Source organism: Viridibacillus arvi (genome assembly GCF_001274945.1).
Lineage (GTDB): Bacteria > Bacillota > Bacilli > Bacillales_A > Planococcaceae > Viridibacillus > Viridibacillus arvi.
Window position 1 is genome coordinate 171,863 of record NZ_LILB01000008.1, and the last position, 20,995, is coordinate 192,857.

23 protein-coding genes are annotated in these 20,995 nt (G+C 35.7%); 9 read left to right on the top strand and 14 right to left on the bottom strand.

Annotated features, from left to right (window positions below):
• Window positions 1-40: 40 nt before the first annotated feature.
• The 8 genes from AMD00_RS19710 to hemE form a co-directional block, all read right to left on the bottom strand.
• The gene (locus AMD00_RS19710; protein ID WP_053418733.1) at window positions 41-610 is read right to left on the bottom strand and encodes a TetR/AcrR family transcriptional regulator; all 570 of its coding nucleotides are present in this window, start codon (window positions 608-610) and stop codon (window positions 41-43) included.
• A 126-nt stretch (window positions 611-736) separates the two neighbouring features.
• Window positions 737-1,249, bottom strand: a complete 513-nt coding sequence (locus tag AMD00_RS19715; RefSeq protein ID WP_053418734.1) for a FixH family protein — start codon at window positions 1,247-1,249, stop codon at window positions 737-739.
• Between the two features lie 2 nt (window positions 1,250-1,251).
• Window positions 1,252-2,643, bottom strand: a complete 1,392-nt coding sequence (locus AMD00_RS19720) for a sensor histidine kinase (protein WP_053418735.1) — start codon at window positions 2,641-2,643, stop codon at window positions 1,252-1,254.
• On the bottom strand, window positions 2,640-3,323 hold the full coding sequence (locus tag AMD00_RS19725) for a response regulator transcription factor (RefSeq protein ID WP_053418736.1): 684 nt from the start codon (window positions 3,321-3,323) through the stop codon (window positions 2,640-2,642). Before AMD00_RS19725 ends, AMD00_RS19720 begins: the two co-directional genes overlap by 4 nt.
• Window positions 3,320-4,279 carry a YncE family protein gene (locus tag AMD00_RS19730; protein WP_053418737.1) on the bottom strand — a complete coding sequence of 320 codons (960 nt, stop codon included), beginning with the start codon at window positions 4,277-4,279 and terminating at the stop codon, window positions 3,320-3,322. The genes AMD00_RS19725 and AMD00_RS19730 overlap by 4 nt, the downstream gene beginning before the upstream one ends.
• Window positions 4,280-4,448: 169 nt before the next feature.
• The gene (hemY, locus tag AMD00_RS19735; RefSeq protein ID WP_053418738.1) at window positions 4,449-5,873 is read right to left on the bottom strand and encodes a protoporphyrinogen oxidase; all 1,425 of its coding nucleotides are present in this window, start codon (window positions 5,871-5,873) and stop codon (window positions 4,449-4,451) included.
• Between the two features lie 9 nt (window positions 5,874-5,882).
• The gene (gene hemH, locus AMD00_RS19740) at window positions 5,883-6,815 is read right to left on the bottom strand and encodes a ferrochelatase (RefSeq protein WP_053418739.1); all 933 of its coding nucleotides are present in this window, start codon (window positions 6,813-6,815) and stop codon (window positions 5,883-5,885) included.
• A gap of 34 nt (window positions 6,816-6,849) precedes the next feature.
• Window positions 6,850-7,899: a uroporphyrinogen decarboxylase gene (hemE, locus tag AMD00_RS19745; protein WP_053418740.1), complete on the bottom strand. Its 1,050-nt coding sequence runs from the start codon at window positions 7,897-7,899 to the stop codon at window positions 6,850-6,852.
• 352 nt (window positions 7,900-8,251) lie between these two features.
• Here hemE and AMD00_RS19750 point away from each other — a divergent pair, with 352 nt between their 5' ends.
• On the top strand, window positions 8,252-8,770 hold the full coding sequence (locus AMD00_RS19750) for an antibiotic biosynthesis monooxygenase family protein (protein ID WP_053418741.1): 519 nt from the start codon (window positions 8,252-8,254) through the stop codon (window positions 8,768-8,770).
• 84 nt (window positions 8,771-8,854) lie between these two features.
• Window positions 8,855-10,024, top strand: coding sequence for a M20 family metallopeptidase (locus AMD00_RS19755; protein WP_053418742.1), 1,170 nt, complete (start codon window positions 8,855-8,857; stop codon window positions 10,022-10,024).
• Window positions 10,025-10,065: 41 nt separating this feature from the next.
• Here the strand turns inward: AMD00_RS19755 and AMD00_RS19760 are convergent, their stop codons facing one another.
• Both AMD00_RS19760 and AMD00_RS19765 read right to left on the bottom strand, forming a co-directional pair.
• Window positions 10,066-11,247: an ABC transporter permease gene (locus AMD00_RS19760; protein ID WP_053418743.1), complete on the bottom strand. Its 1,182-nt coding sequence runs from the start codon at window positions 11,245-11,247 to the stop codon at window positions 10,066-10,068.
• Window positions 11,240-11,980 carry an ABC transporter ATP-binding protein gene (locus tag AMD00_RS19765; RefSeq protein WP_053418744.1) on the bottom strand — a complete coding sequence of 247 codons (741 nt, stop codon included), beginning with the start codon at window positions 11,978-11,980 and terminating at the stop codon, window positions 11,240-11,242. The genes AMD00_RS19760 and AMD00_RS19765 overlap by 8 nt, the downstream gene beginning before the upstream one ends.
• A gap of 103 nt (window positions 11,981-12,083) precedes the next feature.
• Between AMD00_RS19765 and AMD00_RS19770 the strand changes: the two genes are divergently transcribed.
• The 6 genes from AMD00_RS19770 (at window position 12,084) to AMD00_RS19795 (ending at window position 15,357) form a co-directional block, all read left to right on the top strand.
• Complete coding sequence (locus tag AMD00_RS19770; protein WP_053418745.1) at window positions 12,084-12,509, top strand: HIT family protein; 426 nt, start codon at window positions 12,084-12,086, stop codon at window positions 12,507-12,509.
• A gap of 149 nt (window positions 12,510-12,658) precedes the next feature.
• Window positions 12,659-13,186: a tryptophan transporter gene (locus AMD00_RS19775; RefSeq protein ID WP_053418746.1), complete on the top strand. Its 528-nt coding sequence runs from the start codon at window positions 12,659-12,661 to the stop codon at window positions 13,184-13,186.
• Window positions 13,187-13,370: 184 nt separating this feature from the next.
• On the top strand, window positions 13,371-13,736 hold the full coding sequence (locus AMD00_RS19780) for a YtxH domain-containing protein (RefSeq protein WP_053418747.1): 366 nt from the start codon (window positions 13,371-13,373) through the stop codon (window positions 13,734-13,736).
• A gap of 142 nt (window positions 13,737-13,878) precedes the next feature.
• Window positions 13,879-14,397 (top strand): HTH-type transcriptional regulator Hpr, encoded by a 519-nt coding sequence (locus AMD00_RS19785; RefSeq protein WP_053418974.1) that lies wholly within the window; start codon window positions 13,879-13,881, stop codon window positions 14,395-14,397.
• Window positions 14,398-14,558: 161 nt separating this feature from the next.
• On the top strand, window positions 14,559-15,104 hold the full coding sequence (locus AMD00_RS19790) for a DUF3267 domain-containing protein (protein ID WP_053418748.1): 546 nt from the start codon (window positions 14,559-14,561) through the stop codon (window positions 15,102-15,104).
• Between the two features lie 70 nt (window positions 15,105-15,174).
• Window positions 15,175-15,357 (top strand): hypothetical protein, encoded by a 183-nt coding sequence (locus tag AMD00_RS19795; protein WP_370588357.1) that lies wholly within the window; start codon window positions 15,175-15,177, stop codon window positions 15,355-15,357.
• A gap of 147 nt (window positions 15,358-15,504) precedes the next feature.
• Here the strand turns inward: AMD00_RS19795 and AMD00_RS23015 are convergent, their stop codons facing one another.
• A complete protein-coding gene (locus AMD00_RS23015; protein WP_083446313.1) occupies window positions 15,505-15,603 on the bottom strand; it encodes a YjcZ family sporulation protein in 99 nt (32 codons plus the stop codon).
• Window positions 15,604-15,756: 153 nt separating this feature from the next.
• Here AMD00_RS23015 and AMD00_RS19800 point away from each other — a divergent pair, with 153 nt between their 5' ends.
• The gene (locus tag AMD00_RS19800) at window positions 15,757-16,632 is read left to right on the top strand and encodes a peptidylprolyl isomerase (RefSeq protein ID WP_053418749.1); all 876 of its coding nucleotides are present in this window, start codon (window positions 15,757-15,759) and stop codon (window positions 16,630-16,632) included.
• Between the two features lie 95 nt (window positions 16,633-16,727).
• Here AMD00_RS19800 and AMD00_RS23740 read toward each other — a convergent pair whose 3' ends face one another.
• The 3 genes from AMD00_RS23740 to AMD00_RS19810 all read right to left on the bottom strand — a co-directional run bounded on the left by AMD00_RS23740 (window position 16,728) and on the right by AMD00_RS19810 (window position 20,983).
• Window positions 16,728-17,066 carry a hypothetical protein gene (locus AMD00_RS23740; RefSeq protein ID WP_211258678.1) on the bottom strand — a complete coding sequence of 113 codons (339 nt, stop codon included), beginning with the start codon at window positions 17,064-17,066 and terminating at the stop codon, window positions 16,728-16,730.
• 87 nt (window positions 17,067-17,153) lie between these two features.
• Window positions 17,154-18,092, bottom strand: a complete 939-nt coding sequence (gene yhaM, locus AMD00_RS19805) for a 3'-5' exoribonuclease YhaM (RefSeq protein ID WP_053418750.1) — start codon at window positions 18,090-18,092, stop codon at window positions 17,154-17,156.
• Window positions 18,089-20,983, bottom strand: coding sequence for an ATP-binding protein (locus AMD00_RS19810; protein ID WP_053418751.1), 2,895 nt, complete (start codon window positions 20,981-20,983; stop codon window positions 18,089-18,091). The genes yhaM and AMD00_RS19810 overlap by 4 nt, the downstream gene beginning before the upstream one ends.
• Between the last annotated feature and the right edge of the window lie 12 nt (window positions 20,984-20,995).

Sequence of the window (20,995 nt, forward strand, 5' to 3'; positions counted from 1 at the left end):
TGAATCTCTCAATCAGTCATTTTTATTCAAAAAAAGAGTCTCACGGTAAGAGACCCCGAAAAATGGTATCTCGAAACAGTGAAGCTATTTTCTCTTCTGACAGTTCAAAATCATGCGTTTCTCCCCAGTCAGCAACAAAACCAAAATAAGCTTTTAATAATAAGTATGCAACTAGATCTGGTTCACATTCCCGAATTTCACCTTTGCTAATGGCTGTTTTAATTTTGTCACCCACAAAGTTAACAATTTCTTGTTCAATTCGAATGAGCACATGTTTCACTGCAGGTGTTCTAAGTTCCTTTTCTTCTTCTATCAATTTTGCATACAGAAGATGTACTTCTCGAAACTCTAATACTTTCATCAACACCGCGTGTGCATTTTGCTGGAATGGTTTTTCTGCTGAGATTGCTTCGTCTGCTGCCGTTTTCATCTCTTGAATCATTTTCACGACAATCTCTTGAAAAAGGATTTCTTTATTACTAAAAAAAGTATAAATTGTTCCTTTCCCTACGTTTGCGATTTTCGCTACTTGATCCATTGTTGTAGCTTTATACCCAAACAAAGAAAATGACTTCGAAGCCGCTTCAAGTATTTCTTGTCTGCGGTCCATTTTGTTTCTCACCAACTTTCATTTTGAATAAAAATGACCAGAAAACTAATTTAGTCATCTGGTCATTTATTCTACACGCAACAATTGAAAGTTGCAAGTGTTTTCCATACAAAATAACGAGCTATTTTATTTTGATGAATGATCAGACGATTCTTCATCTTCATTATCATCCTTCTTCATATGATCCATACCTTTTGATGTATCATTTGATTCTTCTTTCACTTTATTCATATCTGGATTACCCACAATTATTTTTTGTTTAGGCATAACATGTAGACCTCTTGCATTTGTGTGAGCATACATGTAGTAAACTCCATCATGATCAAAAGTGATAGCTGCTTTGTACTCACCATTTTTGTCCAATTTACTTTCAATCATTTGTCCATCTTCACGCATACCAGATTCCCATACTTCAAATTTCACATCATCTGCATCGTTTACATCTTCTCCACCTTGTGTTACATGTGCAGCTAATTCAATCTCTTTATTTGCCTCCACTTTTTCTGGTGTTAAAATATCAACTTTTACTTCAACTGTTGTTCCTTCATTATTTGACGAATGGTCTTCTTGTTTGTCATCATTATTACACCCTGCAAGTAAACCTGTAATTACTAATAACCCCATCATCCATTTCTTCATTATTAAAACTCCTCTACCATTGGTATTTGTATTGTAATTGTTGTTCCTTTTTCAAACTCACTTTCAATTTGCCAAGTACCTTCATGCAATTTAACAAGCTGGTCAACTATTGAAAGACCTAATCCACTTCCGCCATCACTACGGCTTCTCGCTTTATTTACTCTATAAAACCTCTCTGTTACATGAGGTAAGTCCTCCGCTGGAATCCCGATACCATGATCTTGTATTTGAATGCTTACAAAACGTCCATTCGTTTTTGCATTAATTTCTATTGATGTCTTCTTATTAGAGTAACGTATTGCATTTTCAATCAAGTTAATGAGAATTTGCTTTAATTTCTCTTCATCTGCATTAACAATGATATCCTCACTAACATCTATATTCACTTTCATGTCCTTTTTAAGCGCTTGTTGCTCCGTTAATAGCACTACCTCACGAATTGTTTCTGCGAGTGGTAACGGAAATAACGCAATCGGTTCAGATAAGTTAGTTGCTCGTGATAATTGTAACAATTCATTTGTCAGCTTTTCCATACGATTAGCTTCTCGGACGATTAAGGAAATCGTTTCATGCTGTTCTTGTTCAGGAATTAAACCTTCTTGAATAGCTTCTCCGTATCCTTTCACATAACTTATAGGTGTTCGTAATTCATGTGATACAGTAGCTAAAAAACTCTTTTGCAACTCATCATTTTCTTGAATAGCAGTCGCCATTTTGTTAAAGGTTTTTGATAACTTGCCTATTTCGTCCTTTGATGTAACTTGGACTCTCATTTCATAATTTCCTTCAGCCATTTTCTCTGCAGCATTTTGCAATGCATTAAGAGGTTTCATAATATGACCTATTCCTTTATAAATACCAAAACCTACAATTATTAAAAATACTGCTGCACTACCTAATAAAAAAATAACTTCTTTAGATGCCAATTCTGATATTTTCGCTAACGGGAAATATATATAAATAATACCTTCTAAACGATTTTGATCTGTCAGCGGAATAATGACAGAAATAATTTGGCGATCGAAGCGCTCCTCATATCCCATTTTGGTGACAGTTTGTTCTTGTAAAAGTTGCTGTCGCTCTTCTGCACCAATCAATGTTTTATAATCAATATCAAATGGTACACAAGCACTTAGTTCACGTGGATTCTTAACTGCAAATACAGAGACATTTGAGTAGTTGTTGTAATTATCAATTTGCGCGATTAATTCATCGGTTACTTTTCCACCTTCATAAATCGTCGCCAATTTCTCCCCAACATCAATCATCGACTGTTCCGCATCCTTAACGTACAATCGTTCATATAAAAAATGGGTTAGTATGTACATAAAAAGAACCGTTAGCGTTAAGAAGATTAAAATCATAGCCCAAATACGCGTGGACAGTTTTTTCATATTCTTACCTCGAAACGATAGCCTAGCCCCCATACTGTATGAATAAATTGACCAGCTTCTTTCCCTAGTTTTAATCGAAGTGTTTTAATATGCGTATCTACTGTTCTTGTTCCCCCTGCATAATCTAAACCCCATAAACTCACTAATAATTGTTCACGAGTATAAACCGTATTTTCATTTGTCATAAATAAATGTAATAAGTCAAATTCTTTTAACGTTAGGGGGATTACTTTTCCAGATACAAATACTTTTCTGGATACCTCGTCTAAATCAATTGTTCCTTTACATAAATGCTTTACTTGCATCTCCACTGGAGCATTTCCCGTACGACGTAACACGGCTATTATTCGGGCTACAAGTTCTGTTGATGTAAATGGTTTTACAATATAATCATCTGCACCAATCGTTAAACCTTTTACCTTGTCCTCATTTGCGTCCTTTGCAGTTAGGAAAATGATTGGTACAGTCGATGTTTTACGAATTTCTTCGCATACTTGGAAGCCATTTATACCTGGCATCATAACATCGAGCAATACTAAATCGACTTTCACTTGAGCGAAGGTTGTTATAGCAACGTTACCATTTTCAGCTTGTAGTGTTTGAAATCCTGACTTTTTTAACATCATATGGATTAAATTCCTCATATCTCGTTCATCATCTACAATTAGAATGGATGTCATTCGCTCATCTCCCTTACAATCAATTGAAATGGTCCTTTATCAACTTTTACTTTCTTTGTAACTTCATTATTTTTCATAAAGTATAAAGTTTGATCATCGTACCCTGCCACTACGACATATTGTTCAAAAAGTTGCACCGCAAATGGATTAGCACCAATTTCTTGCGCACTTAATACATGACCTTCGTCATTTACTTCATATAACTGACTTTGCCCATGACTGACAACATATATTCGGTCATCGTCAATCGCAAAACCAATTGGCATCATTGGTAGTGAAAGTTCACGATCCTTCTGCCCCTTATTTATATCAAAAATATCGACAGACGTATTCGGTTTCATACCTGCACCGTGTCCACCAAGCCATAATTCTTTTCTTTTTTCTAAAATAATCATCCCATGAGAGGACTTTGGAATTTGCCACTTATCTTTCACTTCCAGAGACTCTGCATCAAGGACAGAAAGTTTTGTATCTTTATAATTAACTACATACAAATTTTGTCCGTGGGTAACCATCGACATCGGATAATTACCAACTTTCTGCTCAGCAATTTGCTCACCTTGATTAGTATAAGCCGTAACACGGTTCGTTTTGCCATTTGATATGTAGAGTATTTTCTTATTTGGTGCATAGATAGCATTCGTTACTCCAACACCAGTTGCAATAGAATACACCACTTTACCGGTACTTAAATTATAAACGTCCGCACTCTCTAGCTGATTACCATAAAGTAGTAAATATTGCTGACCAATCAAAGTAGCACCTGTGTAGGCTTTCTCTAATTGCCAAGTAGCAAAAATCTTAAGTTCTTTGTTTACAAAAGTTACTGAAGGCTGCTGTATATTGACAGCTGCGATAAAGGAAGAATCTGCTGGAATCGCTGGGTATGCATCCTTTCCACATCCAAAAAGGAGTAATAAGACAAATAATATGATAACCGTAATACGCTTTCTCAACTCCATCCCCCCTCCCTTTTCATCATACTGTATAAATGTGAAATAATAATGAAAGAAAGCTAAGTAAATTGTGAACAAATTAGAAATGTGGAAGACGCCTCAAATAAAAAAGGTCAAAAAAAATCGCTCTTCTGTAGGTATCTTTAAACCAACGAAAAGAACGACTCCATTATTCAAATAACTTTATTAATAACTCATCCACTGCGCTTCTAGCCTGGTCAACACAATTAGGTAAGCTTGTTCCTTCATATGAACTCCCTACCAACTTCATTGTAGGAAAATGTTCATTTAATTCTTGTTTAGCTAATTCCACACGCTGAGCGTGGCCAACTTTATACTGAGGCATAGCTTCTTTCCATCTTGAAACAACCGTAAATAATGGACTTCCTTTTAGTGGGATCACTCTATTTAAATCTTGTAAGACAATCTTTTCAATCTCACTATCCGATAATTCAACAATCGCTTCATCGCCTGAACGTCCTACATAGACTTCCAATAAAGCATAGCCCGCTGGAACAAATGACGGCCATTTTCGATGTGCCCATGAACAAGATGTAATTGAAAAATCGCTATTACGCGCAACAGTTAGTCCAGTGCCAGTAAAACTTTCATTCATTGCTTCAATGGGAAATGCCATCGAAACGGAAGCAACAGTTGTTAGTGGAATATCTTGCAATCCTTGTAATAATCCTTGTTTGGCAAACATTTTTTGACTTATAAGATGTGGTGTAGCTAAAATTACTGCGTCTGCGGTAATTGAGGACTTATTATTCAAAGATAATGTGACTTGATGCGCTGTTTTTGCAATCGATTCAACTTTGACACTTTTTAATATAGTTGTATCTATAAGTTGTCCCTCTAATGCCTCTATCAACGTTTCAAGACCATTTATAAAAGTTTGGAATGAACGCTGCTCTTCAATACCCTTCGAGTCATCATGAGAGATCTCAGAAAGTGCCTTTTTCATACCTGTCATTAAACTTCTATATTCTTTTTCCATTTCAATTAGTTCTGGAAAAGTCGCTTCCAAACTAAGCTGTTCTATATCTCCAGCAGAAACACCTAATAAAAGCGGCTCTATAATATTTTCAACAGTTTCCTTACCGAATCTTCTACGTATAAATTTTCCTAACGGCTGATCTTCTTGTATTCTAGAACGAGGAAACCATAGGTCACATGTAGCACGTAATTTACCACTCCATGACACAATATCAGAAGCTAAAAATGAAGATAATTTTGTGGGAATCCCTAAAATTGAACCTGCTGGTACTGGATATAGTTTTTCATTGACAGTAATGTACGTTTGACCTGCTTCACTTCGAATCAGCTGGTCTTCGATACCTAAGTCTTTTACTAATTTGGCCATACTATTATTGTTATCAATAAATGAGTTTGGACCGCGTTCGATGACGAAATTTTCCTTTCGTACAGTTTGAATCTTGCCACCTAAACGATGAGAAGATTCAATCAGTACTATTTCTAATGGAAGTTTTTTTTCTTTAGCCTCTTTTTGCAAATAGAACGCAGCAGCTAAGCCTGTAATCCCACCACCGATAACGGCTACTCTTTGCTTTTGTTCAGTCACATCAATCATCACTTTCTATTAGGCTTGAGATAACGTTTTATTAATAACATCAACCATAGCATCGATGAATAATGGATCATCGTTTGGCATAGCCGGACGACGATAGTTAGCGCCTAATTCTTCACAAACAACACGACATTCATAATCATTATCATACAAAACTTCTAAATGCTCCGCAGTAAAGCCTACTGGTGTATAAACAAATGAACGGAAGCCTTTTTGATGGTATAGTTCGCGAGTTAAATCTTGAACATCTGGTCCTAGCCAAGGCTCTGGCGTTTGACCAGCACTCTGCCAGCCTACTTCCATATGTTCTACTCCTGTTTCTTTTTGAAGAATTTCAGCTGTCTCATGTAGTTGGTCCGCATACGGGTCACCTAATTTAACAATTTTCTCAGGTAATGAGTGGTTAGAAACAATTAGACAAGCTGTTTTACGTTCTTCTTCTGACATGTCAGCAAACGCTTCGTTGATTTTTTCTGTCCAATATTGGATGAATTTCGGCTCTTTGTACCAGCTTTCAACTGAAGTGATTGTTAAACCACCTAATTCTTCTGCTTTTTCTTTCGCACGGCCATTGTACGATTTAATAGAGAATGTTGAGAAGTGAGGGGCAAGTACGATGGAAACAGCTTCAGTAATTCCGTCTTTATGCATTGCTTCAACTGCATCTTCTACGAATGGTGCAATATGTTTTAGACCAATATATAATTTGTACTCTACTTCGTCTTGAACTTCATTTAAACGAGCACATAATGCTGCTGCTTGTTTACGAGTTGTTTCAGCAAGAGGAGAAATACCTCCGATAGCTTGATAACGACTACGTAAGTCTTCGATTAATTCTTCGCTAGGTTTGCGACCATGGCGAATATGTGTATAGTATGCTTCAATTTCATCTTCGTTGTTTGGTGTACCATAAGCCATAACTAATAAGCCCATTGTTTTTTTCATTGTAATTTCACCTCAAAAAGTTATTTACTACTTATTAAGAACGTACTTTAACTTGCTCTGCACTGTACTCGTGAATAAGTGTTGTTAAACGTTTTAAAACATCTGGATCTACTGAAGGGAAAACACCGTGTCCTAGGTTAAAAATATGCCCCGGTACTTCTAAGCCCTGGTCAATAATTGCTTTTGTACGTTCTTCAATAATAGACCAATCAGCTAATAATAATGTAGGATCTAAGTTTCCTTGCACTGGTTTAGTCATACCCATAGCGCGCGCTTCTTTAATCGGCAAACGCCAATCTAAGCCGACAACATCTACCGGTAAGTCATGCCATTCCATTGCTAAGTGACTTGCACCTACACCGAATGTTATCATCGGAACATCTAACTCTTTTAGCTCAGTAAAAATTCTTGTCATAACTGGTTTAATGAAAATTTGATAATCTTCTTTGCTTAGTGCTCCAACCCATGAATCGAAAATTTGGAATGCTTTAGCCCCTGCTCCAACTTGCGCTTTAATATCCACAATAATCATATCCGCTAACTTGTCCATTAACATGAACCAGGCTTGTGGCTCAGAGACCATGAATGATTTTGTTAAGCTGTAACTTTTAGAAGGGCCACCCTCAATCATATAGCTCGCAAGTGTAAAAGGAGCGCCCGCAAAACCGATTAACGGTACATCTAATTGTTCTTCAGTTAAAAGTTTTATTGTATCAAGCACGAATGGTACATGTTCTTCAGGATTAAATTCGCGTAAAGCTTCTACATCCTTTACAGAGCGAATCGGATTTGAAATCACTGGACCAATACCTGCTTTAATCTTCACATCAACACCCATACCTGGTAGTGGTGTTACGATATCTTTATATAAAATGGCTGCATCAACATTATAATTTTGTACCGGTAAATGTGTCACATAAGCACACAATTCTGGTTGATGTGTAATTTCCTCTAACGAGTATTTTTCTTTAATCTTACGGTATTCAGGCTGTGAACGTCCTGCTTGACGCATATACCAAACAGGCGTATAGGCTGTCCTCTCTCCACGTGCTGCGCGTAAAAGCGTATCATTAATCTTTCTCATGAATAGATTCATTCCCTTCATTTAAAAAAGTTATTCGTTTCGACTTTCGTATCCGTTTTCACTATAGTCGTTTCCCATGTTATTGTATAGTTTTCCGCCCGAAATGTCATGAAAATGTTTGTATTGGTGACATCTTTTCGACAAAGATGTCTGACAATCTAGAAAACCTCAAATTCTTTTAATATATTTTACTTATTATCGATATATCAAACATACAATTATTAATTGTGCACATTATAATGTTTAATTAATATAAGCTAAGGCTAAATATTGTATAAGGGAATGCTGAAAGCGCTAGCCACTGAAACTAATTAATTTTAAGAATACACAAATTAAATAGGAGGCGTTATTATTGAATATTTATTTAACATCTGGAACTCCAGAGTTTATGGAGAGCTTACGAAAAAAATACTCAAACGAAAAAATGATTGTATTACATGGCTCTGGCAACTCTATGTTGCTACATGAGACAGAGGGAAAATCTGTATTCCAAACCCCTAGAAGCTACGAGGTAATCGATTCAATTAATGAATTAGAAGACAAAGGATTCTTTGTAATGAATCATCTACCTGTTTCTGATGAAGGCCGACCACTATTTGAACATCGTTTTTTAAGTCGTTCGCATGTAATTGAATCAGATCCTGGTTTCAAAGCATACCGTTTACTTAAACCTATCAATTCCGAAACTTATATTGTCTTAACGGAATGGTCAGGTCCAACTTCCTTTGAAGCTTGGAAAGTATCAAAAGCATATAAAGACGCTTTTGAAAATCAAGTTGCTGCAGTAGGTATTGAAAATCGCAACATATTCACAAGTAAAGCGTATGTAACAACTTATACCACTGCAAAAAATGAAGAAACTGAAGATTAATTACTAAAGTCGAGTCAAGCGCTCGGCTTTTTTTGTTATAATAAAAGCAAATCAAAAATACTAATTATGAGTGAGGTATAACAGATGAAACTACAACTTTTTGATAAACTAGATGCTTCTTATAAAGACATGGTGCAAATTCGCCGCCATTTACATATGTATCCTGAGGTTTCTTTTAATGAGACTGAAACAGCTAAGTATATACAAAAATTTTACGATCAGCTCGGCGTTGTTTATGAAGCAAACGTTGGTGGCAACGGGGTTGTTGCACGCATTAAAGGTGCAAAACCTGGTAAAACAATTGCATTACGAGCAGATTTTGATGCACTTCCTATTCAAGAATTAAACGATGTTCCCTATAAATCAACTGTCGCTGGTGTTATGCATGCTTGTGGTCATGATGGTCATACAGCCACATTATTACAACTTGCAAAAGCACTTCATGAAATGCGCGATCAGCTAGCTGGTGAATATGTTATCATTCATCAACATGCTGAAGAAATAGCGCCTGGTGGAGCAAAACCTATGGTAGAAGCGGGATGCTTGGATGGAGTTGACGCTGTATTTGGCACACATTTATGGTCACAAACACCGTTTGGCACTATCGAACATCGTTCAGGTCCTATGATGGCTTCAGCTGATCGCTTCGAAATTTCTATACACGGTCGTGGTGGACATGGTGCAATGCCACAAGATACGATTGATACTGTAACAATTGGTGCACAACTTGTTACAAATTTACAGCATATCGTCTCTCGTCGAGTAGACCCTATTAAATCAGCAGTAGTAACAATCGGTTCTTTCCACGCAGGAGACACTTTTAATGTTATTGCAGGAGAAGCTAAAATGTCAGGTACTGTAAGAACATTTTTACCTGAAGTCCGTGATCTAGTTGAAGCTGAAATTGAACGTATTATTAAAGGTACTTGCCTTGCAGCTGATTGTGACTACACATTCGAATATATTAGGGGCTATCCAGCTGTTGTCAATCATGAAAAAGAGTCTACTTTCCTTTTTGATATCGCGAAGGATATTCCTGGTGTTAATGAAGTAGTTGAATGTGCTCCACTTATGGTTGGGGAAGATTTTTCGTACTATCTAGAAAAGGTACCTGGTGTATTCTTCTTTACAGGTGCCATGCCTGAAGGAACTGCATATGCTCATCATCATGCAAAATTCGATTTCCGTGAAGAAGCAATGTTGATTGCTTCTAAAACGTTAGGTGCAGCAGTACTCGATTATCAAAATATATAACAAAAAAATCCTGAGACATTTTCACTGTCCCAGGATTTTCTTTATTTTGTCATTCGTAATGTAATCTCTCCAACGATTAACATAATCACAGGTCCAACATAAAATAATGGGTTACCTATGCCACAAATTAACACGATAATCGCTTGTACAATATTTACTACTCGAACAATTTTATGAACTGCTAGTTTACGATAAACTGCAGGTAATGGATATAACATATACATACTGAAATCTGTTGAAGAAATTAATGCTTGCTTCAACTGAATTGTCGTCGCAAATGCAAGCGCTGCTAAAAAGACGCCAACAGCAACAGGCATATTAATGATAAAAGCGCCTATTCCAGCTATCGCCGTTAAGCGTACCCATAAATAGAAATGGTCATCTGTACGAACGAAAGTGCGGAACACCAAATAAGCTTGTGTATTTTCTTTTTTAAACGGCACCATTTTATATAGCGCATCCAACCACTGACGTCTTTTAATGCTACCGTGTATGTGCGGTACATCCGTAAAATAATTAGCAAAGCGATAAAGACGCAACATACGATTTTGCTCAAGTTTTACGAAATGCTCATAAGGGAAGGGATGCATAGCCTTTTGTTTCATCCAAGTAAAACCATAATAGATTACTGGAATAGCAACAATAAGCATCATCCATACATTCATTAATAACACTGATGCTACAACAGTAATAGAAATCAGTACTCTTACAATGCGATCTCCCCATACTGCTTGTCCTCTATTAGCCCAACGAAATGCAAAATCAACTTGTACATTCCACCACTTCATGAATACAACAATAACAAATGCTAATCCGATTGTTCCACTAGATACTTGTCCTATTTGCTTTAGCATAGGTAGGGCTATGATAAAAGGTATAACAACGACAAGAATCTGCGACCAAAATGTCCAATTCAAGGCTTTCTTAAAATAAATTGGAAGCTTTGTCTCAAGTGGCAATAAGTACACTTGGTCAGGCTCACGGATTAAAGTCGTAGGATTGCTAAATGCTAATAGAAAACCTAATACAATTGCAGTTACTAATATAGAAGGAAAATCTACTGGATTGGTTTTCAGCCACTCACTATATTGATAGCCACCTGCACCGATGATGAATACAAGTACGATTGCCATATGCCCCGTAAAGACATACTTCATATACTTTTGCACTTCATTTATATAATGAAAGAAGCGTGTACGCCACACATCATGCAAGTTATTCATGTTCTTGCTCCTTCGTCATTGCGATGTATAAGTCGTCCAAAGTTGCACCTGGCATATTGAATGCTTGGCGTAAGTCATTCATCGTCCCTTGTGCGCGAAGTCGGCCATTATGTAACAATAAAATACGGTCACAATGTTTTTCAGCCGTCGATAAAATATGTGTAGACATCAATATAGATGCCCCGTCTTTTTTCTTTTCATCCATATGATCTAATAATGATTGAATACCTAAAGGATCTAGTCCTAAAAATGGCTCATCAATAATATATAATGATGGATTAACTAAGAATGCACACATAATCATTACTTTTTGACGCATCCCCTTTGAGAAATGAGACGGGAACCAATTTAATCGTTTTTCCATACGGAATTCTTTTAATAATGGTTCAGAGCGTTCTTTTAATGTTTGTTCATCCAAACCATATGCCATTGCTGTTAGTTCTAAATGTTCTTTCAAAGTTAACTCATCATATAAAACAGGCGTTTCTGGAATATATGAAAATGAGGAACGATATTGATCCATATTTTCCTTTATTGTGATCCCATTTAGAAGAATGTCTCCACTTTTTTGAGTCATTAATCCGATAATGTGTTTAATTGTAGTACTTTTCCCTGCCCCATTCAGTCCAATTAGTCCGACTAGTTCTCCAGGTTGAATTGTAAAGGATAAATCATGAATAACAGGTTTTCTCGTATAACCACCTGTTACGGATTGTAATTCTAATACTGTCATTCCTCGTCACTCCTATTCTTCTTACAGTTTATCAAAATTTTCGCAATCTAGCAGTTACCAATATGGTAAAATAAAAAGCAAAATGATGAAAGGTGTGTTTTTTATGAGCGATTGTTTATTTTGTAAAATTATCGATGGTTCAATTCCTAGTACGAAAGTTTACGAAGACGAATTTGTCTATGCCTTTATGGATATTGGCCCCTTATCAAAAGGTCATACATTATTAATTCCTAAAGAGCACGTGGCAAATATTTTTGAAATGTCTTCTGAAGTAGCTTCGAATCTCTTTGCCGTTGCACCTAAAATTGCTAATGCTATCAAAGATACATTCAACCCAGCTGGCATGAACTTAGTAAATAATAACGGTGAAGCGGCAGGACAAACTGTATTCCACTTTCATTTACACTTCATTCCAAGATATGATGAAACAGATGGATTTAAACCTACTTGGACTACAAAACCAGATGAATATACGCCAGTAATTTTAGCTGATTTAGCTGAACAAATTATTGCCCATCTAAATAAATAAGATAACTTTCTTATTATTACTATTATATAATAGTATTGATTTCACGATAATTTACCTGTAATATCATGTATAAGTTTCGCTTCCGATCACGAGGATACGGAAGGAAATAACAAAAGTTGAGCTCAGTGTAGCTATAGGAGAGATGAGAAATGAATACGAAGAATTTAGTTTTAATGGCACTTTTAGTTGGTGTAGGTGCAGCATTATATGTCGTGATTCCAGGAATTAATGGTGGTATGAAGCCAGACTTCATGCTAACGATGATGTTTATCGGCATCTTATTATTCCCTGGTATTAAGGAAGTTTTCTTATTAGCGATAACAACAGGCGTGATTTCAGGCTTATTTTCAACATTCCCAGCTGGCTTTGTACCGAACATTATCGACAAATTAGTAACAGCATTTATTTTCTATGCAGCAGTTGTATTATTACAAAAGTTTGCTCAGAAAATTGCAGTATCGGCTGTTCTTGCCGGTGTAGGTACGATTATTTCAGGAAGTGTTTTCTTAGGTTCTGCAATACTAGTTGTTGGCGCGAAAATTCCATTTACAGCATTATTCATAACAGTTGTATTACCTGCTGTTGCCATTAACGTCGTAGCATTTATTATTATTTACCCAATCATCATTAATTTGGTTAAACGATCTAAATTTAATACATCTTTAACACATGCCTAAATACCAAAATAAAAGATAATATAATTCAGAAGGTCACTATCTACAATACTATAGATAATGACCTTCTTTTTAATAGCTATAAATAATAAATAATTTTTGTTTTAATTTCTTTTATTGAATATCATGTTTTATTATAGTAAAAGAAGGATATACATAGTTTAAAGTAGGAAGGAGAAACGATAATATGAAAACATCTACATTTTTACTCGGCTTAACAACTGGAGCAATCGGTGGTATGGTAGCTGTTCTTTTATCTACGCCACAATCAGGTAAAGAATTTAGATCATCATTGCAAACTACTAAAGAGGATCTTCAAAATAGACTTGCTGATATTAAAGGGTCAATTGAGAACATAAAAAATGAAGCTCAACAAACAATACCTAAGGTGATTGAAGAATCAAAAGAATCTTTTGCTTCTTGGCAAGCTGAGACAGCGCCTATTCAAGAAAATCTACAACAAGAAATTGCTTCTTTACAAAGCTCTGTAGAAGAAATCGAAAAACATCTAGCAGAATTCCAAAATCGTAAAAATCAAAAAAATAATGAATAAAATCATACGATAAAAGTATATTTTTTGAGAAAAGTAATTAAACTAATATAAAAATATATTTTTTGTACTATTTTATATTGGAAAACGATTGTTTATTATTTACAAATAATGTTATAATGTTAGAAAATTGCGAAAGTTGGTGATAGCTATGTCTGAAGACTTGTATACGGTTCGTGAAGCTATGCTTTACAGCCAAAGAATCGCCCAGCTATCGAAGGCCCTTTGGAAAGCTGCTGAAAAAGATTGGCAAGCATGGATTAAACCATATGATTTGAATATCAATGAGCACCATGTATTATGGATTGCTTCTAATCTTGAAGGCGCATCGATTTCTGATATTGCAAAATTTGGTGTAATGCACGTATCAACCGCATTTAATTTCTCTAAAAATTTAGAGGAGCGTGGATTGCTTGCATTTTCTAAACGTAATGACGATAAGCGAAATACATATGTTGAGCTCACCGAAAGTGGTAAGTCATTACTTGTTGAATTGACAGAAAATTACAACCAATCAAAGCATAGTGTTCTTGAAGGTTCACTTCCTTTAAAAGAAATGTATGGTAAATTCCCTGAATTATTAGACCTTATGGCTATTATTCGTAATATCTACGGGGATGATTTCATGGACATTTTTGAAGGTTCATTACGCAAAATTGAATAATATTCAAAACGAGTTCAACCTGAGTATTGCTCCAATCGTTCAATACTCAGGTATGAAAACGCTATCTTTTTTTTAATATAAAATAACTTGATTTTCCTTATGAAAAGCATTAATGTTAGGTTTCGAAGATTATCATATATTGAAATTGGAGATGCTAAACCTTGCATTGCTGGAAAACAATTAATGTACAGAAACAATACGGCCACGATCGTATTTTTTTATTGTCTACTATAATCGTCATTAGCGTATTTTCTGTTTTTTATATAGTATTAAATATATTTAAAGAAGCTCCGTTATCAGATCACTTATTTCCGCTCTTCTTAATGGTCTTTTTTATGATTTACCCTGCTCATAAGCTGCTACATTTTATGCCGTTATTTAGTTATCGTAAAAGTTTGCGCTTTTCCATCGAGAAACAATATAGTTTTTTACCTGTATTATCGATGCGTATCCATGAGCCCATTTTAAAAAGTCGTTATGTTTTTGCATTGCTTGTACCATTTATTCTACTGAACTTAGTTTTAGTAATTGGCGCGATAATGTTTCCATCCTTTAGACATTACTTTTCGATTTTGTTGGCTTATCACTGTGGACTTTGCTTAATTGATCTATTGTATGTCAAACATCTTATACATTCGCCTAAAACGGCATTGATTGAAGAAACAGATAAGGGGTTTGAAATTTTAGTTCCATCATCTAACCAGTGATGATTAACTTGTCATTTCTGTTCTTTGTTTGTTATGCTTATGATGTAGATAGAGGGGAGGAAAAGACTTGATGATTGCCATTGTCGTCCTATTCTCGGTGTTTTATTTATTTCAAATCAACCGGATGACGTATGCACTTTGTGCGCAAAAAGAAATTCCTGAAGAAAAACAACCAAAAATATACCGAACTATAAATGTATTGATTACTATTTTGTTAATCTCATTTTACTTGGAGATTCTGTTTACTGTGTAAACAATATTCATTTTATAGCATTGAAAATAGCTTGTTGGATAAGTTCTATCAACATTAAGTTAGTTCCTCTGTCCTCAAATTAGTGAAAATAATAAATAAGAAAGTCCATTCGCATTACTGCAAATGGACTTTCTTATTGCCTAAAAATTAGCACATAAATGCTGCGCCAACAATAATTAACAAAATAAATAACACGACAAGTAAAGCAAAGCCTGAACCATTAGAATATCCACCACCATTACCCATTACCCGCACCTCCCTTCTCTTTGCTATCTTATGCAAATATGTTTTAGGGTTTTAGGCTAAATGAATATGGAACCTTTTTCTTTTTTTTTCGTTTTGTGTTATAGTTACAAATACATTAGTTAGAAGTGACTAAAGTTGGGAGAGATTTTAAAGATGAAGAAAACAGTATTATCACTTACACTAGCAGCATCTGTTCTTGCTCTTGCTGCATGTGGAAATAATTCAAGTGACGAAGTAGTAGCAGAATCAAAAGCAGGAAATATTACTAAAGAACAACTGTACCAAGAAATGAAGAGCGCGGCTGGTACACAAACACTTCAAACATTAGTTATCAAAAGTGTTTTAGAAGATAAATACAAAATAACTGATAAAGAAGTAGAAGCAGAATTCAAAAAGCAAAAAGAAGCAATGGGTGAAAGTTTCGAACAAACTCTTGCTGCTCAAGGCTTAACAGAAAAAGATTTCAAAGAAGATTACGTCCGTATTCTTTTATTACAAGAAAAAGCTATGGATATTTCTGAAAAAGATATCGAAGCATACTACGAACGTATGAAAACAGAAGTAAAAGCAAGCCATATCTTAGTTGCTGATGAAGAAACAGCTAAAGAAGTAAAATCTAAACTAGATAAAGGTGAAGATTTTGCTAAACTTGCTAAAAAGTACTCTACAGATCCAGGTTCTAAAGAAGCTGGCGGTGAACTAGGTTGGTTCGGTCCAGATAAAATGGTTGCTGAATTTACAGACGCTTCATATGCTCTTAAAAAAGGTGAGATTAGTGAACCAGTTAAATCTGCTCACGGCTATCACATCATTAAATTAGAGGACAAGCGTGATGTTAAAGACCTTCCTTCTTTAGAAGAAAGCAAAAATGACATTAAACAAAAAATTGCTGCAACTGAAGCAGCTCAAAATAAATTCATTGAAACAACTACTAAATTAATTAAAGAAGCTGACGTGAAGATTAAAGACAAAGATCTTAAAGACGCACTAAGCCAATTTTTAGATAATAAATCTACTACAGAAAAATAATTAGCAAGATAAAAGTGCTTGATCCATTACGATGGGTCAGGTATTTTTTTATTTTTACGGGCCTCTGTCCTCTTAATGTTTTACTTTGTCGCATGTTATAGAGTTAACAAGTTAGAACGGAGGTGATTCCTTTGAAACGTCACAACCATCACCACTGCCATGGTTTCGGTCACGGTCACGGCCACGGCCACGGTCACGGACACGGTCATTGCCATCACGGTCAACACCCGGTCGTATGCCCTACTCAATATCAGTTCAATGATTGCTATGTTGAAAGAGAAGTTCCAGTTATCCACCCAGTAGTTACTGTAAACAGAAAACACATTGTTAATGTACCGCGTCATTACTACACACAATCTACTGAAAACGTAGTAGTTGATCCAGGTAATCCAGTTCACTGCAATACGAATAAGCCATGTCACAAACCATTCCATGGACTGTTCCGTAACTGTTAACAGTAAACCTCCTTTAGTACGTAAAAAGGACCTCTCAGCATCGCTGAAAGGTCCTTTTTTATTTTATTAGTCTATTGTTGGTTTATAGAATGAACGATTATCCAATGGGAATAGTCTTTCTGTAAATTCCCCTGGAACCGTTTTACCTAGAGCACGTGTTAGCATATTCATTTTTGCATCGATATTATCGATGTAGTGAAGCATCTCCGCTTCTTGCAACATTGGCTTTTTAGGGCTTCCCCATTCTTCTTTACCATGATGAGATAACACCATATGTTGCAATAACATGACTTCTTCACCTTCGATTTGAAGTGTATCTGCGGCTTTCGCAATTTCTGTCACCATAATCGAAATATGCCCTAGCATATTACCTGTGACAGTGTATGATGTTGCTACTGGTCCAGATAATTCAACTACCTTACCGATATCATGTAAAATAATGCCTGCATATAATAAGTCCTTATTTAAAGTCGGATATAAATCAGCTATTGCTCGACCTAATTTCAACATCGATACAACGTGATCAAGTAAACCAGATGCATAATCATGGTGATTTTTTGTCGCTGCTGGGAACGTCATAACTTCATCTTGGTTTTCTTTTAATATATGTCTAGTAATGCGAGAAATTTGTGGGTTTTTAATTTCGAAGAAGAACTGCATCAATTGCTCATATAATTCCTCTTTTGGCGTCTCTGCAGAAGGTACTAAATCTACTACGGAAACTCCCTCATCATTCGCTACTGGACGGATTGCTTTTATACGTAGTTGAGCTTTACCACGATAATCATGGATTTCTCCACCGACACGTACAATACCCTCAGATTGATATAGTTTTTCATGCTCTTCGCCTGTATCCCATAATTTCGCTTCAATACTGCCGCTCTTGTCTTGTAAAATAAGCGTCATAAATGGCTTCCCCATTGTTGTAACGCCTTTTGTAGCTTGTTTAATTAATAAATAATGATCGACTGGCTCTCCGACTTGAAGTGATGCTATACCATTCATATAGAAGTCAATCTCCTTTCACCTTTTAAATTTGAAACATGAATGACGAATGATTTTGCCCATTGATCTATCATATTTTCATGACATGTAAAATAGAGTATCTGGTGTTTCGTTTGAATACTATCAACTAATTGTACCATGTTCCCAATGCGCAAACGATCAAAATGGACAAAAGGATCATCCATAATAATCGGAAATGGTGCAGATTGTTGTAATGAATCCGCCAAAGCAAATCGTAATGCTATATAGGCTTGCTCCTTCGTCGCTTGGCTCAATTCAGCTATTGTATAGCGCATACCATCTTCAGCAACTGCTTCGAAAACACTTTCCGAGTTTATCTCTAATGTCTCATAGCGGCCACCTGTTAACTGTTTAAAATATCGTTCTGCTCCTTGCAAAACTGATGGAAGTCTTTTTTCTTTTAAGTTACGCATAGTTTCCTGTATTGCTGTTGCAATTGCTTGATTAATCGCCCATTCACGTGCTCGCTCTGCTAAAGCGGCTTTTTGCTCTTCAAACTTTTGAATCTGAATACCATATTTCTCATCTGATAATAGACCTATTGTTTTCGCTTGTAGCTCCGCATGTTCGCTGAGTAACTTATCTTTTTTTTCTTGTAAAGATAGCAGCGTAGCTGATATGTGCTCAAGTAGACTTTGGGATTCTATATCGTTTAATTGAACTTTGACAGCTGATTCATCGAACATTGACAATTGTTCCTCTACTTGTTTTAATGCTAGGGAATTATCTTTATATAGCTGAAATTGCTCGTTAGCCTTATAGAATTCCTCGGCTGTTTCAACATCGGCTTCTTCAAATAAATTTAAGATTTCAGTTGTATAAGATTTATGCAAATTCGTCTTCTCATCAATAATATTATCTAATTGTTGTAGTTTTTCTTTAGCAGTTACAACAAGCTGCTGTTGCTCAGTCATTTTGAAAAAGACAGATTGAACTGTAGCGGATAAATTTTCTCTCGTACAAATTATTTCGCAAGCAGATGAGGCATCCTTCATACGCTCATTTATTAGCGCATAAAGTCGCTCTAATTGATGTTCTTTCATCACTATACTTGTGCTTTTTTGCTGGAGCTCACGTACTTGCCTAAATAGCTCTGTTAGAAGTTCAGGCTGTAATGAGCCGCTTATTTGAAAACGTTTTAAAAAAAGTTGAAGTTGCTCTTCACTTTGTTCGATATACATATTGAATTTAGATACGGCTTGTTGGGCTTCTCTCATTTGTACTTTTTTATCATCATATTGTTCTTGTAACAGAGTAATACGATCTTCAAATTGGCGAATTTTTTTCAGTAGTTGTTCCATGTCAGATTGCTGTGATTGAAATTCGCGAATTTCACGTTGAAGAGCTTCTGTATTTACAGAATCATTATCATTTGATCCATTGTCCAAAATAAACCATAATGCAGCAGCTACAATGATACCTATTGCGATTACAAGCCAATTAGATAGACTAGTGCCAATTAGAATAGCTATTATAGCAATCGCTACACTTAAGAGTTTTACTGATTTCGTATTTTTAAATCCCTTTACATCTTGATTTAAGGTCGCCTTCGCTTCAGCTACTTTTTGTATTTTTGCCGACCAATTGGCAGCTCGTTCTATCTCATAGTCAGACGGTTGCTGTTCAAAAAGATTGTCTAGTTTTTGTTCGACTATTGCTAACTCCTGTTGAAGCTGATCTACAGTACGTTGACCGAACCGATATTGCTCTTCATTTTCTTCCAATTGCTTTACTAATTGGCGAAAATATTCTTCCTGCTCAAGAGAAACTTCCGTTTGCTCTAAAGCATGTTGCTGTTCACCATCCGTAATACCTAACAAACGATATTGAGCGATTTTTTCTTGTTGTAGTATTTCAATATCATTTTCTAAACTTTTCACCTTTGAGTTCCACTCGCGCCATTCACTATCTTGGTCATTGAGATTCTTTAATAGTTGGTATCGTTCATCATTAAAATCTGCTTGGAGCTGCTTTTGGATTACTTCTTTTTCTTGCTGAACTTGGTTTAATACAGCTTGTACTTCGAGTTTTTTGTCTTTATACAACTCATAACGTTGCACTCCATTTGTCGGAAATCCTCTTTGTAAAATTGATCGGAGCTCTTGTTCCACCTGTTCCTTCTTTTGTAATAGCGGATAAAGTTGACGGAATATATGTAACTTCTGCTGTTCTTGCAATTGCATAGATTCAGTTGATTTAATATTATCTAGTTCTGCTGTAATTTGCTGTAACCTTAAAATAGTAGGTTCATATTCCTCAAGCTTTTTACGCTCTTCTTTTAGAGTCTGATCACTTTCACGAAGTTCTTCAATCTGTTTATTTATCGTTGGGTTTTTTCCAGATTTCTTAAAGAGTTCTCCAATTTTCTTATCAAGATCCTTTTCAAGTTTAGTTAACTGATCAATGCCTGTTGTACCTGAAGCTAATAATACTTTACTTAGTTCGTCTTCAGACATATGCTCTAGCTGTTGCAATTGGTGAACAGAAAACGAAAAAATGGCTTCAAAGCCTTCACGATTATAGCCATGTATTATTTTCGCTAACGCCTCTTCATACCCTCTTGTACCATCTTCAAAATAGACCGTAACATCCCCTATCGCTTTCCCCTTCACTCGCTCAATAATACAATTTCCGAATTCATCGTCTATCACATGCACTTGGCCTCCATATTTACCGCCTGCTTTCGGTTCGTAGCGGAGCTGTTGCGCATTCTTTTGAGGAAAACCAAATAATATATGAAGTATAAATTGCTGAATCGTCGTTTTTCCCGCTTCATTGAGCCCATAAAATACATTAATACCTTGTTTCAAATTAATCGTTACATTCTCATGTTGACCGAATCCAAAAATAACTAATTTGTGGATATACATATTGTTCACTCC